Source organism: Flavobacterium sp. B330r (assembly GCF_056824325.1).
In genome coordinates this window covers 1,268,561-1,292,239 of the sequence record NZ_CP124860.1, presented here as the reverse complement: position 1 = coordinate 1,292,239, position 23,679 = coordinate 1,268,561, and the positions used below count along the sequence as shown (strand labels likewise).

Annotated in this window: 17 protein-coding genes; 12 read left to right on the top strand and 5 right to left on the bottom strand. The window is 33.2% G+C overall.

Going from position 1 to position 23,679, the window contains the following annotated elements; genetic code table 11:
- The first annotated feature begins 19 nt into the window (after positions 1 to 19).
- The 11 genes from rsgA to QLQ95_RS05915 all read left to right on the top strand — a co-directional run bounded on the left by rsgA (position 20) and on the right by QLQ95_RS05915 (position 13,537).
- Positions 20 to 997, top strand: coding sequence for a ribosome small subunit-dependent GTPase A (gene rsgA, locus QLQ95_RS05965; protein WP_095928245.1), 978 nt, complete (start codon positions 20 to 22; stop codon positions 995 to 997).
- A 37-nt stretch (positions 998 to 1,034) separates the two neighbouring features.
- Complete coding sequence (locus QLQ95_RS05960) at positions 1,035 to 1,397, top strand: four helix bundle protein (RefSeq protein WP_320494105.1); 363 nt, start codon at positions 1,035 to 1,037, stop codon at positions 1,395 to 1,397.
- A 34-nt stretch (positions 1,398 to 1,431) separates the two neighbouring features.
- Positions 1,432 to 1,884, top strand: a complete 453-nt coding sequence (gene dtd / locus QLQ95_RS05955) for a D-aminoacyl-tRNA deacylase (protein WP_482503030.1) — start codon at positions 1,432 to 1,434, stop codon at positions 1,882 to 1,884.
- Between the two features lie 65 nt (positions 1,885 to 1,949).
- Complete coding sequence (locus QLQ95_RS05950) at positions 1,950 to 3,857, top strand: DUF3857 domain-containing protein (RefSeq protein WP_482503029.1); 1,908 nt, start codon at positions 1,950 to 1,952, stop codon at positions 3,855 to 3,857.
- Positions 3,858 to 3,889: 32 nt separating this feature from the next.
- On the top strand, positions 3,890 to 5,899 hold the full coding sequence (locus QLQ95_RS05945; RefSeq protein WP_482503028.1) for a transglutaminase domain-containing protein: 2,010 nt from the start codon (positions 3,890 to 3,892) through the stop codon (positions 5,897 to 5,899).
- 35 nt (positions 5,900 to 5,934) lie between these two features.
- Positions 5,935 to 7,890, top strand: a complete 1,956-nt coding sequence (locus QLQ95_RS05940; RefSeq protein WP_482503026.1) for a DUF3857 domain-containing protein — start codon at positions 5,935 to 5,937, stop codon at positions 7,888 to 7,890.
- Between the two features lie 3 nt (positions 7,891 to 7,893).
- A complete protein-coding gene (locus QLQ95_RS05935; protein WP_095928239.1) occupies positions 7,894 to 8,220 on the top strand; it encodes a nucleotide pyrophosphohydrolase in 327 nt (108 codons plus the stop codon).
- Between the two features lie 134 nt (positions 8,221 to 8,354).
- Entirely contained in the window at positions 8,355 to 9,584 is a 1,230-nt protein-coding gene (locus QLQ95_RS05930) for a 3-phosphoshikimate 1-carboxyvinyltransferase (RefSeq protein WP_095928238.1), read from the top strand.
- Positions 9,585 to 9,991: 407 nt separating this feature from the next.
- Entirely contained in the window at positions 9,992 to 11,041 is a 1,050-nt protein-coding gene (gene queA, locus QLQ95_RS05925; RefSeq protein ID WP_095928237.1) for a tRNA preQ1(34) S-adenosylmethionine ribosyltransferase-isomerase QueA, read from the top strand.
- Positions 11,042 to 11,446: 405 nt separating this feature from the next.
- Positions 11,447 to 12,721, top strand: coding sequence for a kynureninase (kynU, locus tag QLQ95_RS05920; RefSeq protein WP_320494097.1), 1,275 nt, complete (start codon positions 11,447 to 11,449; stop codon positions 12,719 to 12,721).
- 384 nt (positions 12,722 to 13,105) lie between these two features.
- The gene (locus QLQ95_RS05915) at positions 13,106 to 13,537 is read left to right on the top strand and encodes a YMGG-like glycine zipper-containing protein (RefSeq protein WP_320494096.1); all 432 of its coding nucleotides are present in this window, start codon (positions 13,106 to 13,108) and stop codon (positions 13,535 to 13,537) included.
- A 56-nt stretch (positions 13,538 to 13,593) separates the two neighbouring features.
- Here the strand turns inward: QLQ95_RS05915 and QLQ95_RS05910 are convergent, their stop codons facing one another.
- Positions 13,594 to 15,390, bottom strand: a complete 1,797-nt coding sequence (locus QLQ95_RS05910; RefSeq protein WP_428237788.1) for a hypothetical protein — start codon at positions 15,388 to 15,390, stop codon at positions 13,594 to 13,596.
- A 199-nt stretch (positions 15,391 to 15,589) separates the two neighbouring features.
- Entirely contained in the window at positions 15,590 to 17,146 is a 1,557-nt protein-coding gene (locus tag QLQ95_RS05905) for a hypothetical protein (RefSeq protein WP_482503023.1), read from the bottom strand.
- A gap of 108 nt (positions 17,147 to 17,254) precedes the next feature.
- Here QLQ95_RS05905 and QLQ95_RS05900 point away from each other — a divergent pair, with 108 nt between their 5' ends.
- A complete protein-coding gene (locus tag QLQ95_RS05900; RefSeq protein WP_482503021.1) occupies positions 17,255 to 19,645 on the top strand; it encodes a penicillin acylase family protein in 2,391 nt (796 codons plus the stop codon).
- A gap of 121 nt (positions 19,646 to 19,766) precedes the next feature.
- Here the strand turns inward: QLQ95_RS05900 and QLQ95_RS05895 are convergent, their stop codons facing one another.
- From QLQ95_RS05895 to QLQ95_RS05885, 3 genes are all read right to left on the bottom strand, one after another.
- Positions 19,767 to 20,210 (bottom strand): hypothetical protein, encoded by a 444-nt coding sequence (locus QLQ95_RS05895; protein ID WP_428237791.1) that lies wholly within the window; start codon positions 20,208 to 20,210, stop codon positions 19,767 to 19,769.
- Between the two features lie 159 nt (positions 20,211 to 20,369).
- Positions 20,370 to 21,818, bottom strand: coding sequence for a serine hydrolase (locus QLQ95_RS05890; protein ID WP_482503019.1), 1,449 nt, complete (start codon positions 21,816 to 21,818; stop codon positions 20,370 to 20,372).
- A 324-nt stretch (positions 21,819 to 22,142) separates the two neighbouring features.
- Positions 22,143 to 23,654 (bottom strand): serine hydrolase domain-containing protein, encoded by a 1,512-nt coding sequence (locus tag QLQ95_RS05885; RefSeq protein WP_482503017.1) that lies wholly within the window; start codon positions 23,652 to 23,654, stop codon positions 22,143 to 22,145.
- Positions 23,655 to 23,679: the final 25 nt, after the last annotated feature.

Below are 23,679 nucleotides of genomic sequence, written 5' to 3'. Positions count from 1 at the left end.
TACAATCTAAAATTAAAGAATGACAGGAACCGTTTATAAATCTACAGGAAGCTGGTACACCGTAAAATCTCAAAATGGAGATTTTGTGGAATGCCGTATGAAAGGGAAATTCAGAATAAAAGGTATTAAAAGTACTAATCCTATTGCTGTAGGTGATATTGTTGATTATGAGTTGGATGAAACTTCAGATGCCATTACAGGAACAATTCATACTATTCACGAAAGAAAAAACTATATCGTTCGTAAATCGGTTAACTTATCAAAACAGATTCATATTATTGCTTCTAATATCGATCAGGTTTTTTTATTGATCACAATTGATAATCCGCCAACAACGACAAGTTTTATTGATCGTTTTTTGGTTACTGCAGAAGCATACGGAATCGAAGCCATTCTTGTTTTTAATAAAATAGATACTTTAACAGATCAGACTTTAGACGATCAGCTTTATTTGCAGCATATTTATTCTGAAATTGGATATAAATGTCTTCGTATTTCTTCGACAGAAAACAAAGGCGTTGACAAGCTAAAAGAAATGATGATTGGTAAAGTAAGTATGTTTTCTGGACACTCTGGTGTTGGAAAATCAACTTTGGTTAACGCACTAGAACCAAGTCTTCATTTAAAAACTTCGGTAATTTCAGAACAAAGCAAGCAAGGGCAGCACACTACAACTTTTGCTGAAATGTATGATTTGTCTTTTGATGCTCGAATTATCGATACGCCTGGAATTAAAGGTTTCGGAATTGTTGATATGGAGCCTTCAGAAATCAGCGGTTATTTTCCGGAATTCTTCAAACTGAAAGATCAATGTAAGTTTAACAACTGTTTACACAAAGAAGAACCGCATTGTGCCATAAAAGCAGCTTTAGAAAAAGATGAAATTGCTTGGTCACGATATAATAGTTACCTTAAAATTCTTGAAGGCGACGAAGAGCATTACCGCACCGATACGTATGGTGAAGATCGCGCTGCGAGTGATGAAACACGTAAGTAATTGTGAATGGTAAATTGTGAATTGTGAATTTTGAATTATGGCTGATAACATAATTAAAACAAAGTCTTTTAATTTTGCACTTAGAATTATTAAACTTTTTCAATTTTTAAAAGATGATAAAAAGGAGTATGTTTTGAGTAAACAATTACTTCGCAGTGGTACGGCGATAGGTGCATTAATTAGAGAATCTGAGCAAGCAGAAAGTAAAAAAGACTTTATTCATAAACTTGCAATTGCACAAAAAGAAGCAAATGAAACAGATTATTGGCTTGAATTGCTTTTTCAATCCAATTACTTAAATGAGATTCAATTTCAATCTGTAAAGTCTGATATTGTGGAAATAAATAAAATTTTAGCTTCAATTATTATAACCTCCAAGCAAAAACTAAGCACTACATAATTCACAATTTACCATTCACAATTCACAATTTTCTATGAGAGTAGTTATTCAAAGAGTTTCCCAAGCATCAGTAGCAGTTGATTCTAAAATTGTTGCCAACATTCAAAAAGGTTTATTGGTTTTAGTCGGAATTGAAGATGCCGATACACAAGAAGATATTGATTGGTTGGCTGGGAAAATCATTAAAATGAGAATTTTTGGAGACGAAAATGATGTTATGAATTGTTCGGTGCAGGATATTGACGGCGATATTATTGTTGTAAGTCAGTTTACACTTCATGCATCCACTAAGAAAGGAAACCGTCCTTCTTATATAAAAGCCTCAAAACCAGATTTTGCAATTCCGACGTACGAGAATTTTGTTCAAGCAATAGAAAAAGAGTTGGGCAAGAAAGTGCAAACAGGAATTTTTGGCGCCGATATGAAAGTCAGTCTTCTCAATGACGGGCCCGTTACCATTGTAATGGATAGCAAAAACAGGGAGTAAAAATATTATTAAACATTTGTTAAGGATTTCTGAAAATAATATATATTTGATGAAAATCCCTACTAATGAAAAACCTTTTTTTTGCGTTATTTTTATTCTTAACAACCCTTAATTCATTCGCCCAAAAGAGCAATTATCCTATTCTTTCTATTCCAGATAGTTTAAAACAGAATGCCAATGCTGTTCTTCGTTTAGACCAAATGGATATTGTTATTGCTTCGCAAAGAAGTATGAATATTAAGACCCAAAGAGTGGTTTCTGTTTTAAATGAAAAGGGTCTAAATGATATTGACGCATACTGTCATTATGATAAAACAACTTCAATAAAAAATATCGAAGCTGTAGTTTATGATGCATTGGGGAATGAGATAAAAAAAATCAAAAGAAAAGATTTTAAAGATCAGAGCGCTGTAGGCGGAAGTACTCTTTTTTCTGACAATCGAGTGCTTTATTTAAATTATACACCCATTTCCTATCCTTTTACAATTGCTTATACCAGCGAAGTTGAAACTTCAAATACTGCATTTATACCAAAATGGTATTTTATTGGAGGTTATTATTTGAGCGTAGAAAAATGCGTTTTGAATGTAACTTTCCCGAAAGGATTGGGCTTTAAGAAAAAAGAGTTCCAATTTGATAACTTCAACATAACCAAAACAGCCGATACAGATACAAATCTAAGTTATACAGCAACAAATATCGCGGCTCAAAAACAAGAAGATCTTAGCCCTTCTCCTTCAGATCTTTTTCCTAAAGTCATGATGGGATTAGAAAACTTTCACTTAGAAGGAGTGGACGGAAATGCTACTACTTGGGAAGCATTCGGAAAATGGTATGAAGATAAAATCTTAACTGGTACGACTGTTTTGACAGAAGAGACCAAAGCAAAAATTAAAGCATTGGTTGGAGATGAAAAAGATCCTATAAAGAAAGCTAAAATCATTTACGATTATGTGCAAAAAAAATCGCGATATGTAAACATTGCAATTGGCATTGGCGGTTGGAAACCCATGTTAGCCAACGATGTTGACCGTTTAGGATATGGAGATTGCAAAGCGTTGTCAAACTATACAAAAGCGCTTTTAGAGGTTGTAGATGTTCCATCTTATAATACTATTTTATATGGTGATCGTTACAAAGAAAATATTCAATCTGATTTTGTTTCGATGCAAGGGAATCATATGATTTTGGCGATTCCTAATAAAGATAATTATATCTGGTTGGAATGTACAAGTCAGGACGATCCGTTTGGATATCAAGGAATTTTTACTGACGATCGCGATGTTTTGGTTGTAAAACCTGAAGGAGGGCAAATTGTACGAACTAAAATCTACGATGATAAAGGAAACACGCAAGTAGGGAAAGGCGTTTACACAATTGATCCAACTGGAAATTTTTCTGGCACTTTAAAAATAGCCTCTCAAGGAAGTGTGTATGCTTCTAAATCTCGAGTAGAAACTATGCAACCAAATGAAAAAGAGGAACATTACAAAGAGTATTGGGATAATATCAACAACTTGAAACTAGGTAAAATTACTTTTACAAATGATAAAGAAAATATTCGTTTTACCGAAGATGTTCAGATAAGCGCTGTAAATTATGGAGCTATTACGGGTAACAAAATGATTTTTGTAGTCGATGCTTTCAATCAATATACAGGAAACGTAAAACGCATTAGAAACCGAAAAAATCCTTTTCAAATACAACGTGGTTTTTTAGATACCGATGAAATTGAAATCAATCTTCCAGAAGGTTTCAGTATCGAATTCCTGCCTTCCAATTATGAGCTAAAAGGCAAATTTGGCGAATACAAAACCGAAATCATTAAAAAAGACAATAATAAACTGACTTATAAAAGATCGATGTTTTTAAATAAAGGAAAATATTCGAACAAAGAATATGATGAGTATCGCCTATTTATGGAACAAGTCTCGAGAAACGATAACGCCAAAATAATATTAACCAAAAACTAACAAGTGTAACCAAAGTAAACCAAAAATTACCAATGAAAATTATTAAATTATTTAGTCTCACTGTGCTTTTATTGATCGCTTCAAAAGCGATGTCGCAGGAATTTAAATTAGGAAAAGTATCCATTGCAGAATTAGAACAAAAGTCGCACCCGAAAGATTCGGCAGCGACAGCCGCTATTTTGTATAAAAAAGGAACAGCAAGAATTGAGTATGATGTTAATGATGGTTTTGTCACAGTGACAGATGTAGAAACCAGAATTAAAATTTACAAAAAAGAAGGCCTAGATTGGGCAAACCAGGATGTTTGGTTCTATAATTATTCTGGTCTAAGAGAGAAAGTGTCTTTTTCGGATGCTGTAACTTACAACATAGTTGGCGGTAAAATTGAAAAAACGAAGCTTAAAAGTGATGGCGTTTTTGAGGAAGTACTAAATAAATATAAAAGCTTAAAAAAAATAACAATGCCTAATGTAAAAGAAGGTTCTGTTATTGAATTTAAATATAGTATTAAATGTCCACAGGAAATAATAAGAGATTGGGATTTTCAAACGAGTATTCCAGTGAACTATTCTGAATTTTCAACATTCATTCCCGAATATTACACTTTCAGTCCAAGACAAAAAGGTTATTTTTTTCCTAAGGCAACAACAGCAAGGGTTGCCAAAAGTATCACTTTTAATAACAAGGAAAGATCGGGTGGACGTGTGACATCGACTAATTTTTCTACTGATTATTTAAGTTATATGGAAGATCAAGTTACGTACAAAGCGGTAGATTTTCCAGCAATGAAAGATGAGGCTTATGTTAACAATATTGATAATTATACATCGTCTGTTGCTCACGAATTATCAATGACGAAATTTCCAAATCAGGTGCTTAAAGAATATTCTGCAGATTGGGCTTCGGTTGTAAGAACAATTTATGATTATGATGATTTTGGTCCTGAGCTTAATAAAACAGGTTATTTTGAAGATGATTTGAAAAAAATACTTTCAGGAATCAATACGCCTGAAGAGAAAATCTTAGTTATTTTAAATCACGTAAAATCAAACGTAAAATGGAATAAATATTACGGTTATGGCTGTGATAATGGAGTTAAAAAAGCGTACAAAGAAAAAACGGGAAATATTGCCGATATAAATTTAATGCTTACAGCGATGCTTCGTTATTCAGGATTAACAGCAAATCCAGTTTTGGTAAGTACACGTTCAAACGGAATAGCGTTGTTTCCTAACAGAACGGCATTCAATTACGTAATTGCTGCGGTAGAAACTCCAAACGGATATGTTTTACTAGATGCGTCAGAAAAATTTACGGTTCCGAATGTTTTGCCACTTAGAGTTTTAAATTGGTCAGGAAGATTAATTAGAAAAGATGGTTCATCAGAAGAAATTAATTTAATGCCAGAGAAAACTTCTGTTGATAATGTTTTTATGAATTACAGTATCGATAGCGCTGGAAAAGTTACCGGAAAAACAAGAAGACAATACATGGATTATAACGCCATGATTACGCGTGGCAATATTGAAGGTTTAAAAGAAGAAGAATATTTAGAAAAGCTAGAAAACAAAAATAAAAAAATCGAAATCAGCGATTATTCAAAAACAAACGAAAAGGATATTCTTCTTCCTATTATAGAAAGCTATTCTTTTACAGGAAATGATTTGTGCGAAGTTATTGGAGGTAAAATTTATTTGAATCCAATGTTGTTTTTTGCGACAAATAATAATCCGTTTAAGCAGGAAAGTAGAGAATATCCAGTAGATTTTAGTTTTCCATTCACAGATAAGTACAGTATTAATATTGAAATACCAGAAGGCTTTGTGGTTGAAACATTGCCAGCCCCAGCTGTTGTAACAATGGAAGATAATTTGGGTGTTTTTAAATTTAATATAGCGGCAAACGACAATAAACTTCAGTTGTCTATTTTGCATCAAATAAATGAAGCTATTGTTTCTGCTGAAAAATATGAGATGCTGAAAGAATATTATAAAACAATGGTAGAAAAAGAAACGGAAAAAATCGTTTTGAAACGTATTTAATTATGCTGAGATTCCTTCTAATTTGTATCACCCTTTTGGGAAGTACAATAACTATTCAAGCTCAAAATTATGACTTGGGAAAAGTAACTATTGCAGAGTTAAATGAAAAAGTTCATCCTAAAGATAGTAGCGCACCCGCTGCTATCTTGTTTAAAAAAGGAAGAACTTATTTTGGCTATAATAAAGATGTTGGATTTTATGCCAACCATGTCTGCGAAGTGAAAATCAAAATTTATAAAAAAGAAGGTTTAAGCTGGGCCGACCAGAAAGTGCGTTTTTATATCGGTTATGATAAGTTAAATGAAGATCGTTTGGAATTTTCAGATGCAGTGACCTATAATTTAGAAAATGGCAACATCGTAAAAACTAAATTAAATAATCAGGGCGAGTTTAAAAACAAAATCAATCAATATTGGAAAGAAAAGACGATTACTTTGCCCAATGTAAAAGTAGGTTCTATTATTGAATACAAATATGTTTTAAGATCTGAAAATCTGGTGAAGTTTCCCGATTTTGATGTTCAGTTCAGTATTCCTGTTGACTATTTTTATTACAAAACACAGATTCCAGAATTTTATATTTATAAACCCATTTTAATTGGAGGAATTCCGTTAGAAACAGAATCTAAATTTACAGGCGCTAGTCAGAGTTTTGATAATGCTTACAGTCAGACAAGCTCATTTAATTATAAACAGATTGAAACCTTTTACAAAGGAAAAGATGTTCCAGCATTAAAAGAGGAACCTTACATTAATAATCTTGAAAATTATCGCGGAAGCATTCAGCAAGAATTAGAAAGAGTGCGTCTTCCTGATCAGCCTGTAAAAGATTACAGTTTAACTTGGGAAGGTGTGGCAAAAACTATTTTTAAAGATGACAGCTTTGGAAAACAATTAAATCAAGGCAGTTTATTTACAGATGATCTGAATAAATTATTGTCTAACGTAGAAGATAAAAAGGAAAGATTAAATCTGATTTTTACGTATGTTAAAAATCGAATGAATTGGAATGAGATTAATAGCTGTTATACAGAAAAAGGAGTCGAAAAAGCTTATAAAGATCAAACTGGTAATGTCGCAGAAATCAATTTTATTCTGATAAATATGCTTCGTGCGGCTGGTATAGAAGCCAATCCTGTTTTGGTAAGTACTATACAAAATGGACTTCCAGTGTATCCAACAAGAACGGGATTCAATTATGTAATAGTTGCGGCCGAAATTGATGGTAAAAAAACTCTTTTGGATGCAAGTCATAAACTTACGGCGCCAAACATTTTACCATTAAATGTTTTAAATTGGAACGGAAGATTAATCAAAAAAGATGGCAGTTCTGAAGAAATTCAATTAGATCCAACACAACAGTCTAAAGAAATTTACAGTCTTATAGTCAAAATAAATCCTGACGGAAAAATGAATGGTCAGGCTCGAGTTCAACGAACAGATTATGATGCATACAGTTTTAGAGAAGAAAATAATACTAAAACGGAAGACGCTTATCTTGAAAAATTAGAGAATAGATTGGGAGGTTTAGAGATTTCAAATTATGCAATCGAAAATCAGAAATCAAACTTAGATCAGTCGGTCATAGAAACTTTTTCTTTTGCTTCAAGCAACCGTTCGGATATTATTGATGGGAAGATTTTTGTAAACCCTTTATTGTTTTTTACCCAAAGTAAAAATCCGTTCAATCAAGAAAAAAGGCAAATGCCTGTTTATTTTGGATATAAAAACATAGAAAAGTTTAATTTGAATATTGAAATTCCGCAGGGATATACTGTAGAATCACTTCCTAAACCATTTAGAATATCTTCAGAGGACAAGCTGATGTCTTTTATTTTAAATTTTTCGGTTTCTGAAAACAAAATTCAAATTGTGAGCCAAAAAGAAATCAACAGTAGTATTTTTGTAGCCGAGTATTACGGAATGATAAAAGAGTTTTTTCAGAAGATGATCGTAAGCCAAAATGAAAAAATAATTCTTAAAAAGATATAGAATATGGATTTGAAAAATGCACAATTAGCTGTTGATACTTGGATAAAAGAACATGGTGTTCGCTACTTTAACGAATTGACCAATATGGCACAGCTGACAGAAGAAGTTGGCGAGGTTGCTAGAATCATTGCGCGCCGTTATGGAGAACAATCTGAAAAAGAAAGTGATAAAAACAAAGATTTAGGAGAAGAATTGGCCGATGTTGTTTTTGTTGTACTGTGTTTAGCCAATCAAACAGGAATCGATTTACAAGCATCTTTCGATAAAAAAATGGATCTAAAATCGGTTAGAGATAAAGATCGTCACAAAAACAATGATAAATTGAAATAATTGTGAAATATCATTCATAAGTTCTGAATTATGAGTTTTGAATTTTGAATTATGAATGGGGAGTGGTAAATTGCGGGGCTGAATTATGTTTCTAATCATTCCTAATTCATAATGCACAACTTACAATTAAAAAAATGAATTTAAAATTAAGCACGAATTCAATATTCACTATTGATGATTCGCAACTAAATATCACCGGTTCTAAAAGTGAAACGAACCGCTTATTGTTATTAAAAGCATTATTTCCAAATATTACTTTAGCCAATACTTCCAACTCAGACGACAGCGAAGTAATGCAGAAAGCATTGGCAGGAAATGATGAAATTGTAGATATTCATCACGCAGGAACAGCAATGCGTTTTCTTACTGCTTATTTTTCGGTTAACGAAGGTAGAGAAGTGGTTTTGACAGGTTCTAGCAGAATGCAGGAGCGTCCGATTAAAATTTTAGTGGAAGCTTTGGCACAATTGGGTGTTGAGATTTCATATGAGAAAGAAGTAGGTTATCCGCCAATTCGAATTAAAGGAAAAAAAGTTACAGATTCAAAAGTAACTTTGGCAGCCAATGTAAGCAGCCAATATATTTCGGCACTTTTATTAGTAGCTTCAAAATTAGATAATGGTTTAGAGTTGACTTTAGAAGGAGAAATTACTTCGATTCCGTATATCAAAATGACTTTAGCTTTGCTAGCTGATTTAGATATTAAAACGAGTTTTGAAGGAAATGTGATTAAGGTATTCCCTAAAGAATCAGTTGAAACTAAAGAAATGGTGGTAGAGTCAGACTGGAGTTCGGCTTCTTATTTCTTTAGCCTTGTAGCTTTGTCTGATGCGGCTAAAATTACTTTAAGCAGTTATAAAGAAAACAGTCTTCAAGGAGATTCTGAATTGGTTTCTCTTTATGAGAAGATGGGGGTGAAGACTACTTTCCAAAACAACAAAATGACTTTGGAAAAAGTTTCTGGATTCAATTACGAAGATGTAAATTTTGAATTGAACAATACGCCAGATATCGCTCAAACTATCGTAGTTACTTGTTTAGGTTTAGGAATTGGATGTCATCTAACAGGACTTCATACTTTAAAAATTAAGGAAACAGACCGACTAGAAGCTTTAAGAATTGAGCTTACAAAATTAGGAGCTAATATTTCTGTTACTAATGATAGCTTGACTTTATTGCGTTCTGGCGATATTAATCATGATGTGCATATTGCAACATACAACGATCACCGCATGGCAATGGCATTTGCACCATTAGCAATAAAAGTTCCAATTATTATTGATGATGCCGAAGTAGTTTCTAAATCTTACCCAGATTTCTGGAACGATTTAAAAGCTTTAAACTTTCAAATAACAGAATTGTAAATTTTTTTGAACCATATAAGTAATAGTAAGTTCAATTAAAATTCAATAAAACATAGCCTCTGGTTTTAACGAGAGGTTTTTTTATGCGTGAATTTGATTGTACTCACAAAGTTTGTCATTTCGACGAAGGAGAAATCTCCGCAAGAAGCTCTACAAAGATTAGCTTATTGGAATGGAGTTACTTGCGGAGATTTCTGCTTCGTCAAAATGACAATAATAGGTTGAAAATGTTTTTTGTAGAAAAAAAGCATTTTTTAGCCATCTCGAAACCTCACAAAATCAAGGACTTTTGAAAATAAACGTCAAAAGACTTGACAACGCCTATCTCACAATCGTATATTTGCAACCGATTTAAAATTTTAGATAAACAAATCTAAAAGCTACACTCTAAAATCAACAATTCAAATATGAAATTATCACACTTCAATTTCAATTTACCGAAAGAACTTTTGGCTGAATTCCCAGCAGAAAATAGAGATGAATCTCGTTTAATGGTAATTGACCGTAAAAAAAACACTATCGAACATAAAATGTTTAAAGACGTGATCAACTATTTTGATGACGGAGACGTTTTAATTCTTAATAATACAAAAGTTTTCCCTGCACGTTTGTACGGAAACAAAGAAAAAACTGGAGCTAGAATTGAAGTTTTCTTATTAAGAGAATTAAATTCTGAGCAACGCCTTTGGGATGTTTTGGTTGATCCCGCTAGAAAAATCCGTATCGGAAATAAACTTTATTTTGGTGATGACGATTCGTTAGTTGCTGAAGTAATCGATAATACAACTTCTCGTGGTAGAACATTACGTTTCTTATACGATGGGTCTTACGAAGAATTCAGAAACAAATTGACAGAACTTGGAGAAACTCCAATTCCTAAATACATCAACAGAGAAGTTACTGCTGAAGATGCTGAAAGATACCAAACAATCTATGCAAAAGAAGAAGGAGCTGTAGCGGCACCAACTGCTGGTTTACACTTCTCAAAACACCTTTTGAAGAAATTAGAAATCAAAGGAGTAAATTTTGCTGAGGTAACTTTACACGTTGGTTTAGGGACTTTTAACCCAGTTGAGGTAGAAGATTTATCTAAACACAAAATGGATTCTGAGGAATTGATCATCACTCAAAAAGCTTGTGATATTGTAAACGAAGGAAAAGCAAAGAAAAAACGTATTTGCGCAGTCGGAACAACTTCTATGCGTGCAATTGAAAGCTCTGTTTCTTCTGCTAATACTTTGAATCCTTACGAAGGATGGACAAATAAATTTATTTTCCCTCCTCACGATTTTAGTATTGCAAACTGTATGATTACAAACTTCCACACACCAAAATCAACATTGTTAATGATGATTTCTGCTTTCTGTGGACACGATTTAATGAAAAAAGCATACGATGAAGCGATTAAAGAAGGATACAAATTCTATTCTTACGGAGACGCGATGTTAATTCTTTAATTAGAATTTATATTATAAAGAAGACTCGACAGTTTTTTAGAAGCTGTCGGGTTTTCTGTTTTTTAATGGTTTCAAGTTTCAGGTTTCAAGCTTCAAGTTAATATACTTTGTGTCTTTTAACCGCAAAGTTCGCAAGGATTTTTATCTAAGCTAACGTTTACAAACGCAAAGTTCGCAAAGCTTTGCGTTCTTTTGCACGTGGCAAACACAAACTGAGTAAAAAAACCTTGTGACCTTTGCGTTTAAAATCGCAAAGTTCGCAAAGCTTTGCGTTCTTTTACATTCGGCAAACACAAACTGAGTAAAGAAAACCTTTGCGAACTTTGCGGTTAAAAGCCACAACGCATATTAACCTGAAACAAAACAAACAATTTTTGTTATTTTAGCATCCAAAACAAAAACACAATGACTTTTCAAAATACACGCGAATTTGCACGAGAGCTAGATTCGAAAGACACACTAAACCACTATCAGGAACAATTTATTTTTCCAAAAGTAAACGACAAACGAGTAATTTATTTTACAGGAAATTCACTAGGCTTACAGCCAAAACGCACCAAAGCTTATGTTGATGAAATAATGGATGATTGGGCAAATTTGGCAGTTGAAGGTCATTTTTATGCCGAAAAACCTTGGTGGGATTATCAAGAAAGATTTGCAGAACCTTTGAGTAAAATTGTGGGTGCGCTTCCATCTGAAGTTACGGTGATGAATACTTTGACTGTAAATCTTCACTTACTGATGGTTTCTTTTTACCAGCCAAAAGGGAAGCGTTATAAAATTATATGCGAAGAAAAAGCTTTCCCGTCAGATCAATATATGTTTCAAAGTCAGGTCAATTTTCATGGTTATAAAACTGAAGATGCAATTGTAGAAATCAAACGTCGTGAAGGAGAACACAATATTCGTCTAGAAGATGTCTTAGCAAAAATTGAAGAAGTTGGAGACGAACTGGCTTTAGTTTTAATTGGTGGAGTTAATTATTATACCGGACAAGTTTTTGATATTAAAACCATCACTGCCGCCGGACAAAAAGCTGGAGCCAAAGTAGGATGGGATTTAGCACACGCGGCAGGAAATATCAAATTAGAACTTCATGATTGGAATGTAGATTTTGCTGCTTGGTGCAGTTATAAATATATGAATTCAGGCCCAGGAAATGCTTCGGGTTGTTTTGTTCACGAAAAACATCATAATTCAGACTTGCCAAGATTTGCAGGATGGTGGGGACACAACAAAGAGCGCCGTTTTAAAATGGAACCTAATTTTGATCCGGTTCACGGTGCAGATGGATGGCAGATTAGTAATCTTCCGGTTTTATCTTTAGCACCATATTTGGCTTCAGTAGAAATGTTTGCTGAGGTTGGAATGGATACTTTAATTGCAAAACGCGATCATATTACTTCTTACTTGGAATTTATTCTTCATGAAATTGATAAAGAAGTAGAAAGTACCTTCGAAATTATTACACCTTCTAACCCAGAAGAAAGAGCTTCACAATTATCTGTTTTCCTTCACGGAGAAGGAAGAGCCTTGTTTGATTATTTAATGAAAAATGGTGTCATTACAGATTGGCGCGAACCAAACGTTATTCGTCTAGCACCAGTTCCGTTATATTGCTCTTATGAAGATATGTATGATTTCGGGCAAATTCTGAAAAAAGGAATTTTAGGGAAGTAAAAAATTAATCTCGCAAAGGCGCGAAGGCGCAAAGTTTTTTTAAGCCACAGATTAAAAAGATTTTTTTCTCAATAGCCTCCAGCTTTAGCTGGAGGTATTAAAGATGAAGTTAAGAGGGCTTTAGCCAAACGAGTTCAGTTTAGCTAAAGCCTTTTCTTTTGATGACTTTTTCATCCAAGTTTTAGCTGAATGCTATTAAACTTAAAAATAAAAACTTTGCGCCTTCGCGACTTTGCGAGCATAAATCATTCAGCTTGAAAAATAAAACACAGCGAGAAACAAACATCAATCTTCAAATCTTATAAACTTTCATAAGAATTCTGTAATAAACATTATAGCAGATATTCCTTAATTTGTAATGTATAATTTTAAAAAATTACAATCATGAAAGGCTTATATATTTTATTGACCGTGATATTTTTAACTTCTTGCCAAAATCAAAGCAAAGAAGATATAAATAAAGCTAAACAAGCCAGCATTGATTCAATGAAAGTTGAGATTAACAAACAGCGTGTTATCGATTCGATGAAGACTGAAATGGCGAAATTAAACGAGGAAAAGATCGAAGCTCAAAAAGAGAAAGTTGTAGTAGTGCATCAGCAAGCCGCCGCTACAACAACAGCTGCACCAGCTAAAAAGAAAGGTTGGAGTGCAACCGCTAAAGGTGCTGTAATTGGTGCTGGAGTAGGTGCTGCAACTGGCGCAATTGTCAGTAAGAAAAAAGGAGAAGGTGCGATTATTGGAGGTTTAGCTGGAGCTGCGGTAGGAACTGGAACAGGAGCTGTTATTGACAGTAAAAACAAAAAGAAAGAATAGTTATTCTATAAATAAAAACAAACCCCAAATTAGATAATAATTTGGGGTTTTCAATTTTAAACCAACTCTGAAACGGGAATTTTAATACCAACTAATTCTGATTTACAAGAATCGAGTTGATCAAGATGACCCTTAAAGACTGACGTCGATTCAAATAAATTTTTATAATACTCAATTCCATCTAACAGATTAGATTTAAAAGAATTCAATTTTTTAAGCTGAGCTACTGTAAGTTCTCCAGAAATAGATTGAATTTCATTTCTAAAATAGGTAATATACATTTTAAGCTCTTTTATAAACAAGTTTGGGCGCTCAATTCTAATAACCGATTTGCCTTGATAAATATGCTGGATCATTTCTTTTAAAGAAACTTCCTGATCAAAATAAGCTAAGTTTGGCCCAGGGCAAATTACTACGCCTTGTGCCTGACCTTTTATTTTAATGTCATTTTCTAGATAAGAAGCATTGGCCAAGCCAACACAAAGACAGGATTTTTCGGTGATTTTGATTTTGCTTTTCTCAAATTCATCTGAAGAAATCGAATTCTTTTTTGCTTCTAATTCTTCCAGCTTAATATCCTGATATTTTTTTGAAGCTGTGCAAATTCCGTGTGGGTCGTATTCTTTGCTTAAAGCTAAAAATTTCTTCGGACAAGAACTTCCTGCTTTGTTTTCATGAATTCGCTTTTGCTTTAAAAATTCATTTGTAGTTCCTTTCAAAGTATTAAAAGGAACTCCCAAAGGAGAAATATTGCTTAAATAAAAATCATCTTCTTTGGCATTCATTAATAAATTACGAGTTTCTTTATCGACAGATGTCGCTTCTGGAACTAATAAAAATGGCGAACCCCAGCCTACAGAATCAACGTTATATTCGTCTAATAAAAACTCATGTTCTGCTGCAGTTCCAACGCCGCCTTGAACCGTAATTTTTAATTCTAACGGATTTTCAGGAATAGGCTGATTTTTTGCCTGTAAAGCCTTAATCATTAAATCGTGGGCCGATTGTACCAATTGTTCTTTTTTCTGCTTGAATTCTTCTAAAATCGTGCCCAATAAGAGTCCGTCGGTAGCAAAGGCATGTCCGCCGCAGTTTAATCCCGATTCTATTCGATATTCTGAAACCCAAAGCCCTTTTTTGGCCAAGAAATTTCCTTGAATCATAGCCGATCTAAAATCACTTACTTTTAAGATAATTTTCTTTTTCAGTTCGTTATTTTCATTTGGAAAAAAATCTTTGAAGTTTTCGAAGTAACCAAACAATCTCGGATTCATTCCAGCAGAAAGCACTACAGAAGATTCTAGATTACTTTTGGCAAAACCTCTTAAAGCAGCATGTGCATCATTAAACTCAATTGGAAGCTGTTCATTTTTAACAAAATTATCTTTGTCCAATTTGGTCATAATGTTAACATCGATTTCTCCTGGAAAAAGATTGGTTTCGATATAATTTTGGATGTTCTCTTTAAAAGCAATTCCGTCATCCAATAAATTCTGAAATCCTTTTTTAATGTCAGAAGTATTTGGCAGCATTGACATAAAGTTTTCTAAAGCTGTTTTGCTTTCTGCCAATTCTGTTTTGAAATTTTCGAATTTCTCTTTTACAATTTTATCGATTAAATTTAAATAAGAGGTAATTCTTTCAGCGCGGTAGTCGTGAAATTTTTGAGTGATTTCTTCGTAAGGAATATTGAATTTTGTGCTGTAAAAATTACGCATCTTCTCAATCAGATCATCGTCTGCTAAAGCAACAACAGATGAAATTCCGTACTGCGCTACTCGAATAGGGCTGTCTATGGTATAAGCCAATCCCATTACTGGAATATGAAAAGTATGCAGGTTATTTTTTGTCATTTGTATTCGGATTAAAATAGGAACAAATGAAGAAAAATAAATTTTCCTAAAACCTGATAATTGTCAGGTTTGAATGGGATTGCGGATAGTGTAAAAAGATTGTCACGAATTGCATAAATTTTCTCGAATTTTTCTTTTTTTACACTGCGAATAAAAAATTAGTGCCAATTCGTGCAATTTGTGGCTGAAAAATAATATTCTAAATCAAAATCTTCTTCAATGATTCTGCAATACTTCTCCACAAAAGATTGTAGAACGATCGATCTTGAAGCCGTTCAACTTCGACTTCGGCGGTTTTGGGTTTTTCTTTCGAATCGTTTTTAACTAATAAATTAGCAACTGCCGTTTTGAGTTTGGCTTCTTTTTCTGGGCTTTTCTTTTGGTATAATTTTACTTTCAGATCTTCATAATCCAATGAAGCATTTCCTTTCGATCCGTTGTCGTTTCCGTAGAAATTAAAACGGTATTTATTGAAAGTTCCGGTAAAAGTACTGTTGATGTAGGGTTTAGTGAATTTTGTCATAGCTCCAACATCAAAATTTGAAATCATGCCTTGAATATGAAATCCGTCACTTTTGTCCAGAACATTAAAACGCCAATCGACATCAAGCGGAGAATTCTTCATGAAAATACATTTGACTTTAATTTTTACATCATCCGTTTTTTTCAGACCAAAACCGCTTCGCAGATTCGTTGCTTGTAAATTGAATTTGTCAAAAGTTAGCATTCCTGGCCCTTTAGCAAAATCAAGTTCTTCTTCATAAACCAATTTCGATTTAAGAACTTGCAAAGTGTCAATTTGAAGAGGGAATTTTAGATTTCGCAATAAATGATTGTAAAGATATTTTTTGCTTGGATCGTCTTTTACCATTTTTCCGCGGTAAATATTAGCATCAAAATGATTAATCACCAGCGAATTGGCTTTAAAATAAAAGCGGTCGTTTTTAAAGCCCCAATCCATTTTTTCAACCTGTGCTGAGTCAAATTTTAAATTGTAAATATCCTTTTCTTTTTCAAGACGTTTTGTAAATTCTCTTCGGCTAAACTGAGGAAGATTAGAGAAATTATTAATCTTTAAAAAATTCTTTTCGGTACTTATTTTTCCGATGTTGATGTGGTAGAAAATATTTGGTCTGTAAAACAAACTGTCACAGACCAAGGCATAGCTTTTATATTGAAGCGGAATTTTTTCTTTTAGTGTAGCATCAGTAATTAATATACCTTCCAGTTTTAAAAGAATTTTTTTAATGCTGAAAATCGGCTTGTCCGTATCCAGAGAAACCACATCGACCGTTCCATCGTTCAGGTAAATATTGGAAACGGCTATAATTTTACGAAAAGGATCTACAATTTCGGTTCTAATACTTTTGCTGTTGTTTATGAGCTTTTCGCCTTTTTTGTACAAAATCACTCGAGGTTTATTGATGATGATGCTTTCGGCTTGAATAATATCGCGAAATGCTAAATCCCAAATATTAAAATGTTTAATCGTAATAGACTCAATTTTGGCGAAAAGCCCATTTTTACTGTCTTTTGGCTCATTTTTAGGGCTTACCAATAAAGTCTGTGCATTAATATTTCTAGAAAAAAGAGATACTTCAATTTTTTCATAGTTAATATTATATGCGGTTTTATTTTTTTCGTGAATAATGATTGGAAGCTGTTTTTTGATCCAGTAATTCAGCCCGATGTTGGCAAGAATTACAAGTGCAAAAAGAGAAATTACAACAATCGCTATTTTTTTATATACAGACATTTATAGGATTAATTTTAAATACATAAATTTAGACTTTTAAAGACTGTTGTCTCTTATAAGATTTTGAAGAAAAGTTACATTATTACGAATTTCATCCTTTTTTAAAATATGAGAATAATTAAAAAAATCCTGCTGACATTATTGGTGGTTATTGTAATTCTTGCGATTGGTTTGTGCGCTTATATTTTTCATCTAAAACCAAAATATGAAGGTTCTGTACAATTGAGTAATCTGGAAAAAGAAACCACAGTTTATTTTGATGATTTTGGAGTACCTCATATTTATGCAGATTCTGAAAAAGATGCTATGACTGCACTTGGTTATGTACACGCGCAGGAAAGATTATGGCAGATGGAATTGTTACGCCGAATTGCGCCTGGACGTTTGTCTGAAATCTTTGGAGGTGTTGCGCTTAAAAATGATACCTTTTTTGCTGGGATTGGAATCGAAGAAGCTTCGGCGAAAGCCATTGCCAAATTGGATAAAAACAGCGAAAGTTATAAACTGACTCAAGCTTATCTGGACGGAATTAATCAATATCTGGAGGAAGGAGTGACGCCAATAGAATTTACTTTGGTTGGTGTAAAAAAACAAAAATTTACTATAAATGACGTTTATAATATTTTTGGCTACATGTCTTTCAGTTTTGCTATGGCTCAGAAAACAGATCCTTTATTGACAGATATTAAAAATAAATATGGTGCTGCTTATTTGAAAGACTTAGGTATTGAAGGAGAATTTAATAATACGAAAATCAAAATTTCAAAAGAGAAAACAGAAGAATATAGCGAGATTTCAAAATCTATAACTGCAATGCTGGATCAGTCTCCGATTCCTCCATTTGTTGGAAGCAACAGCTGGGTTGTTGGGCCGCATAAATCGAAAACAGGAAAGGTTATTTTTGCTAATGATCCGCATATCGGGTTTTCGCAACCCGCAACTTGGTACGAAGCACATATTGTAACGCCACAACAGGAATTATACGGGTGTTATTTGGCTGGAACTCCATTTCCGCTTTTGGCACACAATAGAGATTATGCTTATGGTTTAACAATGTTTGAAAATGATGATATCGATTTTTATCAAGAAAAAAATAAAGCAGACGATGCTTCTCATTATCAGACCCCAACAGGTTTCAGTAAATACGAAATCAGAAAAAAAACAATAAAAGTAAAAGATTCTTCAGATGTTGTCTTGACAGTTAAGATTACACGTCATGGTCCAGTTATGAATGATTTTATAGATCGTTTAGAAAAGAAAAATCCAATTGCAATGTCTTGGACTTATACCAGAGAGCCAATTCAGATTTTAGACGCGGCTTATGGACTTTCGCATGCCAAAAATACTGACGATTTTAAAAAGGCAGTGAGTTTAATTGCCGCACCGGGATTAAATGTAATGTATGGCGATGCAAAAGGAAATGTGGCTTGGTGGGCGAGCGGGAGATTGTACCGACATAATGAAGGCGTTAACACGCATTTAATTTTGGACGGCTCAAGCGGTAAAGATGATATCACTAAATTTCTAGATTTCGAGCAAAACCCGTCGGCTGAAAATCCAGAATGGGGATATGTTTATTCAGCCAATAATCAGCCAGAAGCTATAGATAATGGTTATTTATATCCTGGATATTATTTGCCAGAAGATCGCGCCAAAAGAATTTCTGGGATTTTAGATGCGAAATCAGATTGGGATAAAGAAGCTATCAGTAAAATGATTTATGATAATACTTCGGATGTTGCAGTTGAAGTTTCGAAAAATTTAATAGCAAGTTTAGACAACAAACCACTTTCTAGTAAAGAAAAAGAAATTATAAATGTTTTGAAATCTTGGAAAGGAACCACAAATGTAGAAGACGTTGCGCCTACGATTTACAATAAATGGATTTATTTGTACCTCAAAAATACATTTGAAGACGAAATGGGCAAGGATAACTTCAATTTGTTTTTGGGAATTTCTTTAGGAAAACAAGTTATTGCCAATCAGATAAAAAATGAAAATTCGGTTTGGTGGGATAATATCAAAACAAAAAATGTAAAAGAAACCAGAACAGACGTTGTTTCAAAATCTTTTCATGATGCTGTTGCTGCCTTGCAGAATCAGTTGGGAGAAAATGTTTCAGAATGGAATTGGGGAAAAGTACATACGGTAGAACACGAGCATCCATTAGGAAAAGTCAAAGCGCTTCGCGGATTGTTTAATGTGGGGCCTTTTAATTCTCCAGGTTCAAATGAAGTAATCAATAATTTATTCTTCGGATTTAATGATGAAGGAAAGTATTACACGAAAGGCGGACCTTCAACAAGAAGAATTGTCGATTTTGCCGATATAGAAAACAGCTGGAGTATTTTACCAACAGGACAATCTGGAAATCCTTTCAGTAAACACTACGACGATCAAGCCGAAATGTACAACGAAGGTAAATTCAGAAAAATGAAATTGAACAAAGACGAAATCATAAAAACATCGACGAAACTGATTTTGAAACCTAAGAAGTAGTTTTTTTGTTTCAGGTTTCAGGTTTCATTTTTGAAGTTTCAGGTTACAACCTTTGTCAAAGTTTTAAATTTTGACAAAGGTTAAAAATCTCAGCATCTCATCATCTCAGCACCTTAGCACCTTACTTAGAAATATACTTCCCAAGTACAATATCATTTGCAAAAATGTTTAGATTATTAATTAAAACTTTATTGTTGGTCATAACATTTTGGGTTTGATAAGTTGGGTCTTTTTCATAGGCTTTTAATAAAGTTTCTAGTTCAACTTCGTCAAATACAACAAAACTGTTGTAAATCGCATCTCTAAAATTTTTGTAATTAATGCTTTGGGTAATTTCCATTGCCTTTTGGTCATTCCAACCTTCTTTTGCTGTAGCTTCATTTATTTTTGAAAGGCAAAAATCAATAACATAGTTTTTATACAGAGTTGCTTCAACAATTTTATCGATTATGATTTTGTTTTGCTGACTTGGCATCAATGGCTGATTGCTTTGAGATAAAGATTTAGAAGAAATAAAAAGACACAGGAACGCAACCAGAAAATGGTGTTGGTTTAGATTTTTCATAAGTTATTCAATTATTTTGGGTGGGGCTAAAATACTATTTTTAAAAAATAACTTCCCAATTTTGAATGTCCCAAGTTGTAACAAAAAACTCCGATACAACAACTGCTAGAGCTATTGTATCGGAGCCATTTTAAGAATTTAATCTAGAATACGCTGTCTTTATTTTTTAGAAAGTTCTTCTAAAACTTTTTTTCCGCCTTCATTTGTAGGATCCAATTCAACCGATTTCTTGTAGTTAGCAATGGCCAGTTTTTTATCTCCATCAGCCAAATAAGCTTCGCCTAAACTATCGTAAGCATTTCCAGATTTTGGGAAAGTATCCACGTTGATTTTGAAAACTTCGATAGCTTCTTTCTTTTTTCCAGTTTGAAGCAATTGATATCCAACTCTGTTCATATCGCCTTCTTTAATGGCATAAGTTGGATCGTTTTTTAGTTTTTTATAAGTTTCTGTTCCTGCTACTGCACCTTTTTCGTTATAAACATCCAATAGATCAAGAGCCAGCGATTTCTTTGGCTGATTAAAAGGCTGATTGTATAATATTGAACGTATTGCAGTATTCATTTCTCCCAAAACAGTTCCTCCAGTATTATTCAATAAAACCACAAGATTTTTGTCTTTCGGAATACGAGAAATAATAGTGTTAAATCCGTTGATACCGCCACCGTGTTCAATAACAGTTAATTTATCATTTCCGTTTGGAACTTCGTAAGTTGACCATCCGTATCCGTAAAAACCATTCCATGCTTTAATGTAAGGTTTGAACAAAGATTCCATTGATTTTTCAGAAAGCAATTTATTGGTGTAAAGCGCTTGATCCCATAAATACAAATCTTCTACAGTAGAATATAAAGATCCTGCAGCGTACGGAATACTCATATCAATATAGGCCGCATTTACTATTTTCTTTCCTTGTTTTTCATAACCAGCAGCTCTGTTTTTTAAAATAACTTCGCTATGATCGTAACCAGAATTAACCATTTTTAAAGGTGTGAAAATCGTTTCTTGTAAATTCTGCTCGTACGTTTTGCCTGTAATTTTTTCGATAATGTAACCCAATAAAAAATAACCCGAATTGCTGTAATTGAATTTTTCGCCTGGAGTAAATTCAAGTGGCAGATTAGAAAATGTCTTTACAAAAGCTTCTGGAGCATATGGATTTCTTGCTTTATCTTTAAAGAAGTTTGGTGCGCTGGTGTAATTTGGAATTCCAGATGTATGAGTCAATAAATGGTGAATGGTGATTTTATCACCGTTTTCTTTTGGATAATCTGGAAGATAAGTGGTAATAGGCACATCTAGTTTTATTTTTCCGTCTTCTGCCAGTTTTACAATTAAAAGAGCCGTAAACTGTTTACTGATAGAACCCAATCTGAATTTGGTATCAGGTTGATTCTGAATATTCCATTCCATATTGGCAGAACCAAAACCTTTTTTGAAAATTACTTTTCCGTTTTCTGCCACCAAAGCCGAACCGTTAAATTGCCCGTATTCGGTGTATTTGTTTAAAAGCTGTTCGATTTGCTGTGCTTTATCTTGAGCAAATGTGCTAAATGAGGAAAGCTGAAAAGCGACAAAAAGCACAATAAGTTTGATTGATTTTTTCATAGTGGATTGATTATGGTTTTAGATTAATGAAATTTGTTTTTGATTGATGATTGAAACTTCTTGAATGAAATAAACAGATGTCCTAAAAGGTTAGACGATTGTTTTGTGATTTGGTTTCAAGATTAATCCAAAATTTTTATTTTTTTTCGGAATATAAAAAAGTAGAGCACAGACCATTTACTTAAAAAGTAGGCCTATGCTCATAACTAACAGATATTTTTAGTGCTCTTAAGCAGTTAAAATTTTACTTATGTATACTAATAAAAGGATAAATAATTTGAACATGTTACTCAGATTAAAATTAATATCTGATGGCGATAGCAATTATTTGGTTTCGATATCGACTATTTTTCGGCCATTTTCTCCTAGATAATGAACGACTATATTTTCATAAACTTTGTAGCCATCATCAACATTGGTAAAAATGATTAAACCTTGTTTCGTTTTCGGAAGAAGAATAAAAATAGTCTGAACACCTTTATCAGCTCCGCCGTGAGAAAGCGCATAATTTTCGTTTCCTAAATCATAGATTTCAAAACCCAAACCAAAATATTTGTTTTTTTTCGTCTGGACTTGATGCGAAATCATATCGTCAAAAACCTTTTTGCTTAAGCCTTCGCTATTCATTATGCTAGATAAAAATCTGCCATAATCTTCAACTGTAGTCAAAAGATCGTCTGCAGCGCTTGCGGTTTTATTTTTAGTCGGGTCGTAAGCATTACCGTCTTTGTCATAATTAACGGCATATCTCGAAAGATCAATTTTATCATTCCATATAAATTGAGAATCGTTCATCTTTAAAGGATCAAAAACTAATTCTGAAGCCAATTGATCTAATGTTTTGTGAAATTTTTTCTCTAATGCTTTTCGCAGATATTCAAAACCTTCTCCAGAATATTGGTATTGCGTTCCCGGTTTAAATTTGAAATCTAATTTTTTAGATTCATTAAAATCCCTCCAATTCGGAAAACCAGTTTGATGGCTTAAAACAATTCTTGTCGTCAATAATTTATGATTCGGATCTTTAGCAATATCTGGATCAATCCAATATTTATTAAGCGGTTCGTCTAAATTCCATTTTCCTTGCGAAACCAATTTCAAAGCAACAATTGCAGTTACTGGTTTGGTTAGCGAAGCAACATTCCAAATCGTGTTATAAGGTGCGGGAACATCACGTTTCAGATTACCAAAAGTTTTTATTTGTTTCAGTTTTCCATCCGAAATAATTCCAATTCCTAAAGCAGGAACATTATTTTCTTTTAGCCATTTTTCCGTCACCTGATCATTGTCAAAAAGACCAGATAAGCCCGCTGTAGAACTAGTCATTTGATGATTGTAGCTTAGCGATCTTGCCAATTTCCACTCTTTATTTTTTAAGAGCCAAAGATGCGTGAATTTGGCAAAGCTTCCTGCTTGTTCAGCATTACCAGCAGAAGTTTCATAAAAGCGATGCGTTCCCATTTGAATCGCACCGTATAAAATGCCATTTTTAAATAACGGATAAATTTCGGTGCTTCCAGAAATTAATTCTCTGCGATAATTATATTTTCTAGTTGGAGAACAAATACCACTTTTAAAAGTCTTTAAAAATCTCGCTTTATCCGAAACACTGTCTTTGTCATGATAAAACTCAAAATCTTCAGTATATAAATTTTCGAATTGTTTTACATCGCAAGTATTAAAACCAATATCAAATAAAAGACTGTCTTTTGAAATAATAGTTTTATATAAAGCAGAGGTTTTTTCTTCTTGAGAAAAACCCATTTGTATTTGAAAGAGTAAAATTCCAACTAAAATAGTTTTTAATTGAAACAAAATAGGATTGATGATTTTCATTTTGATGATTGATTGATGATTATTG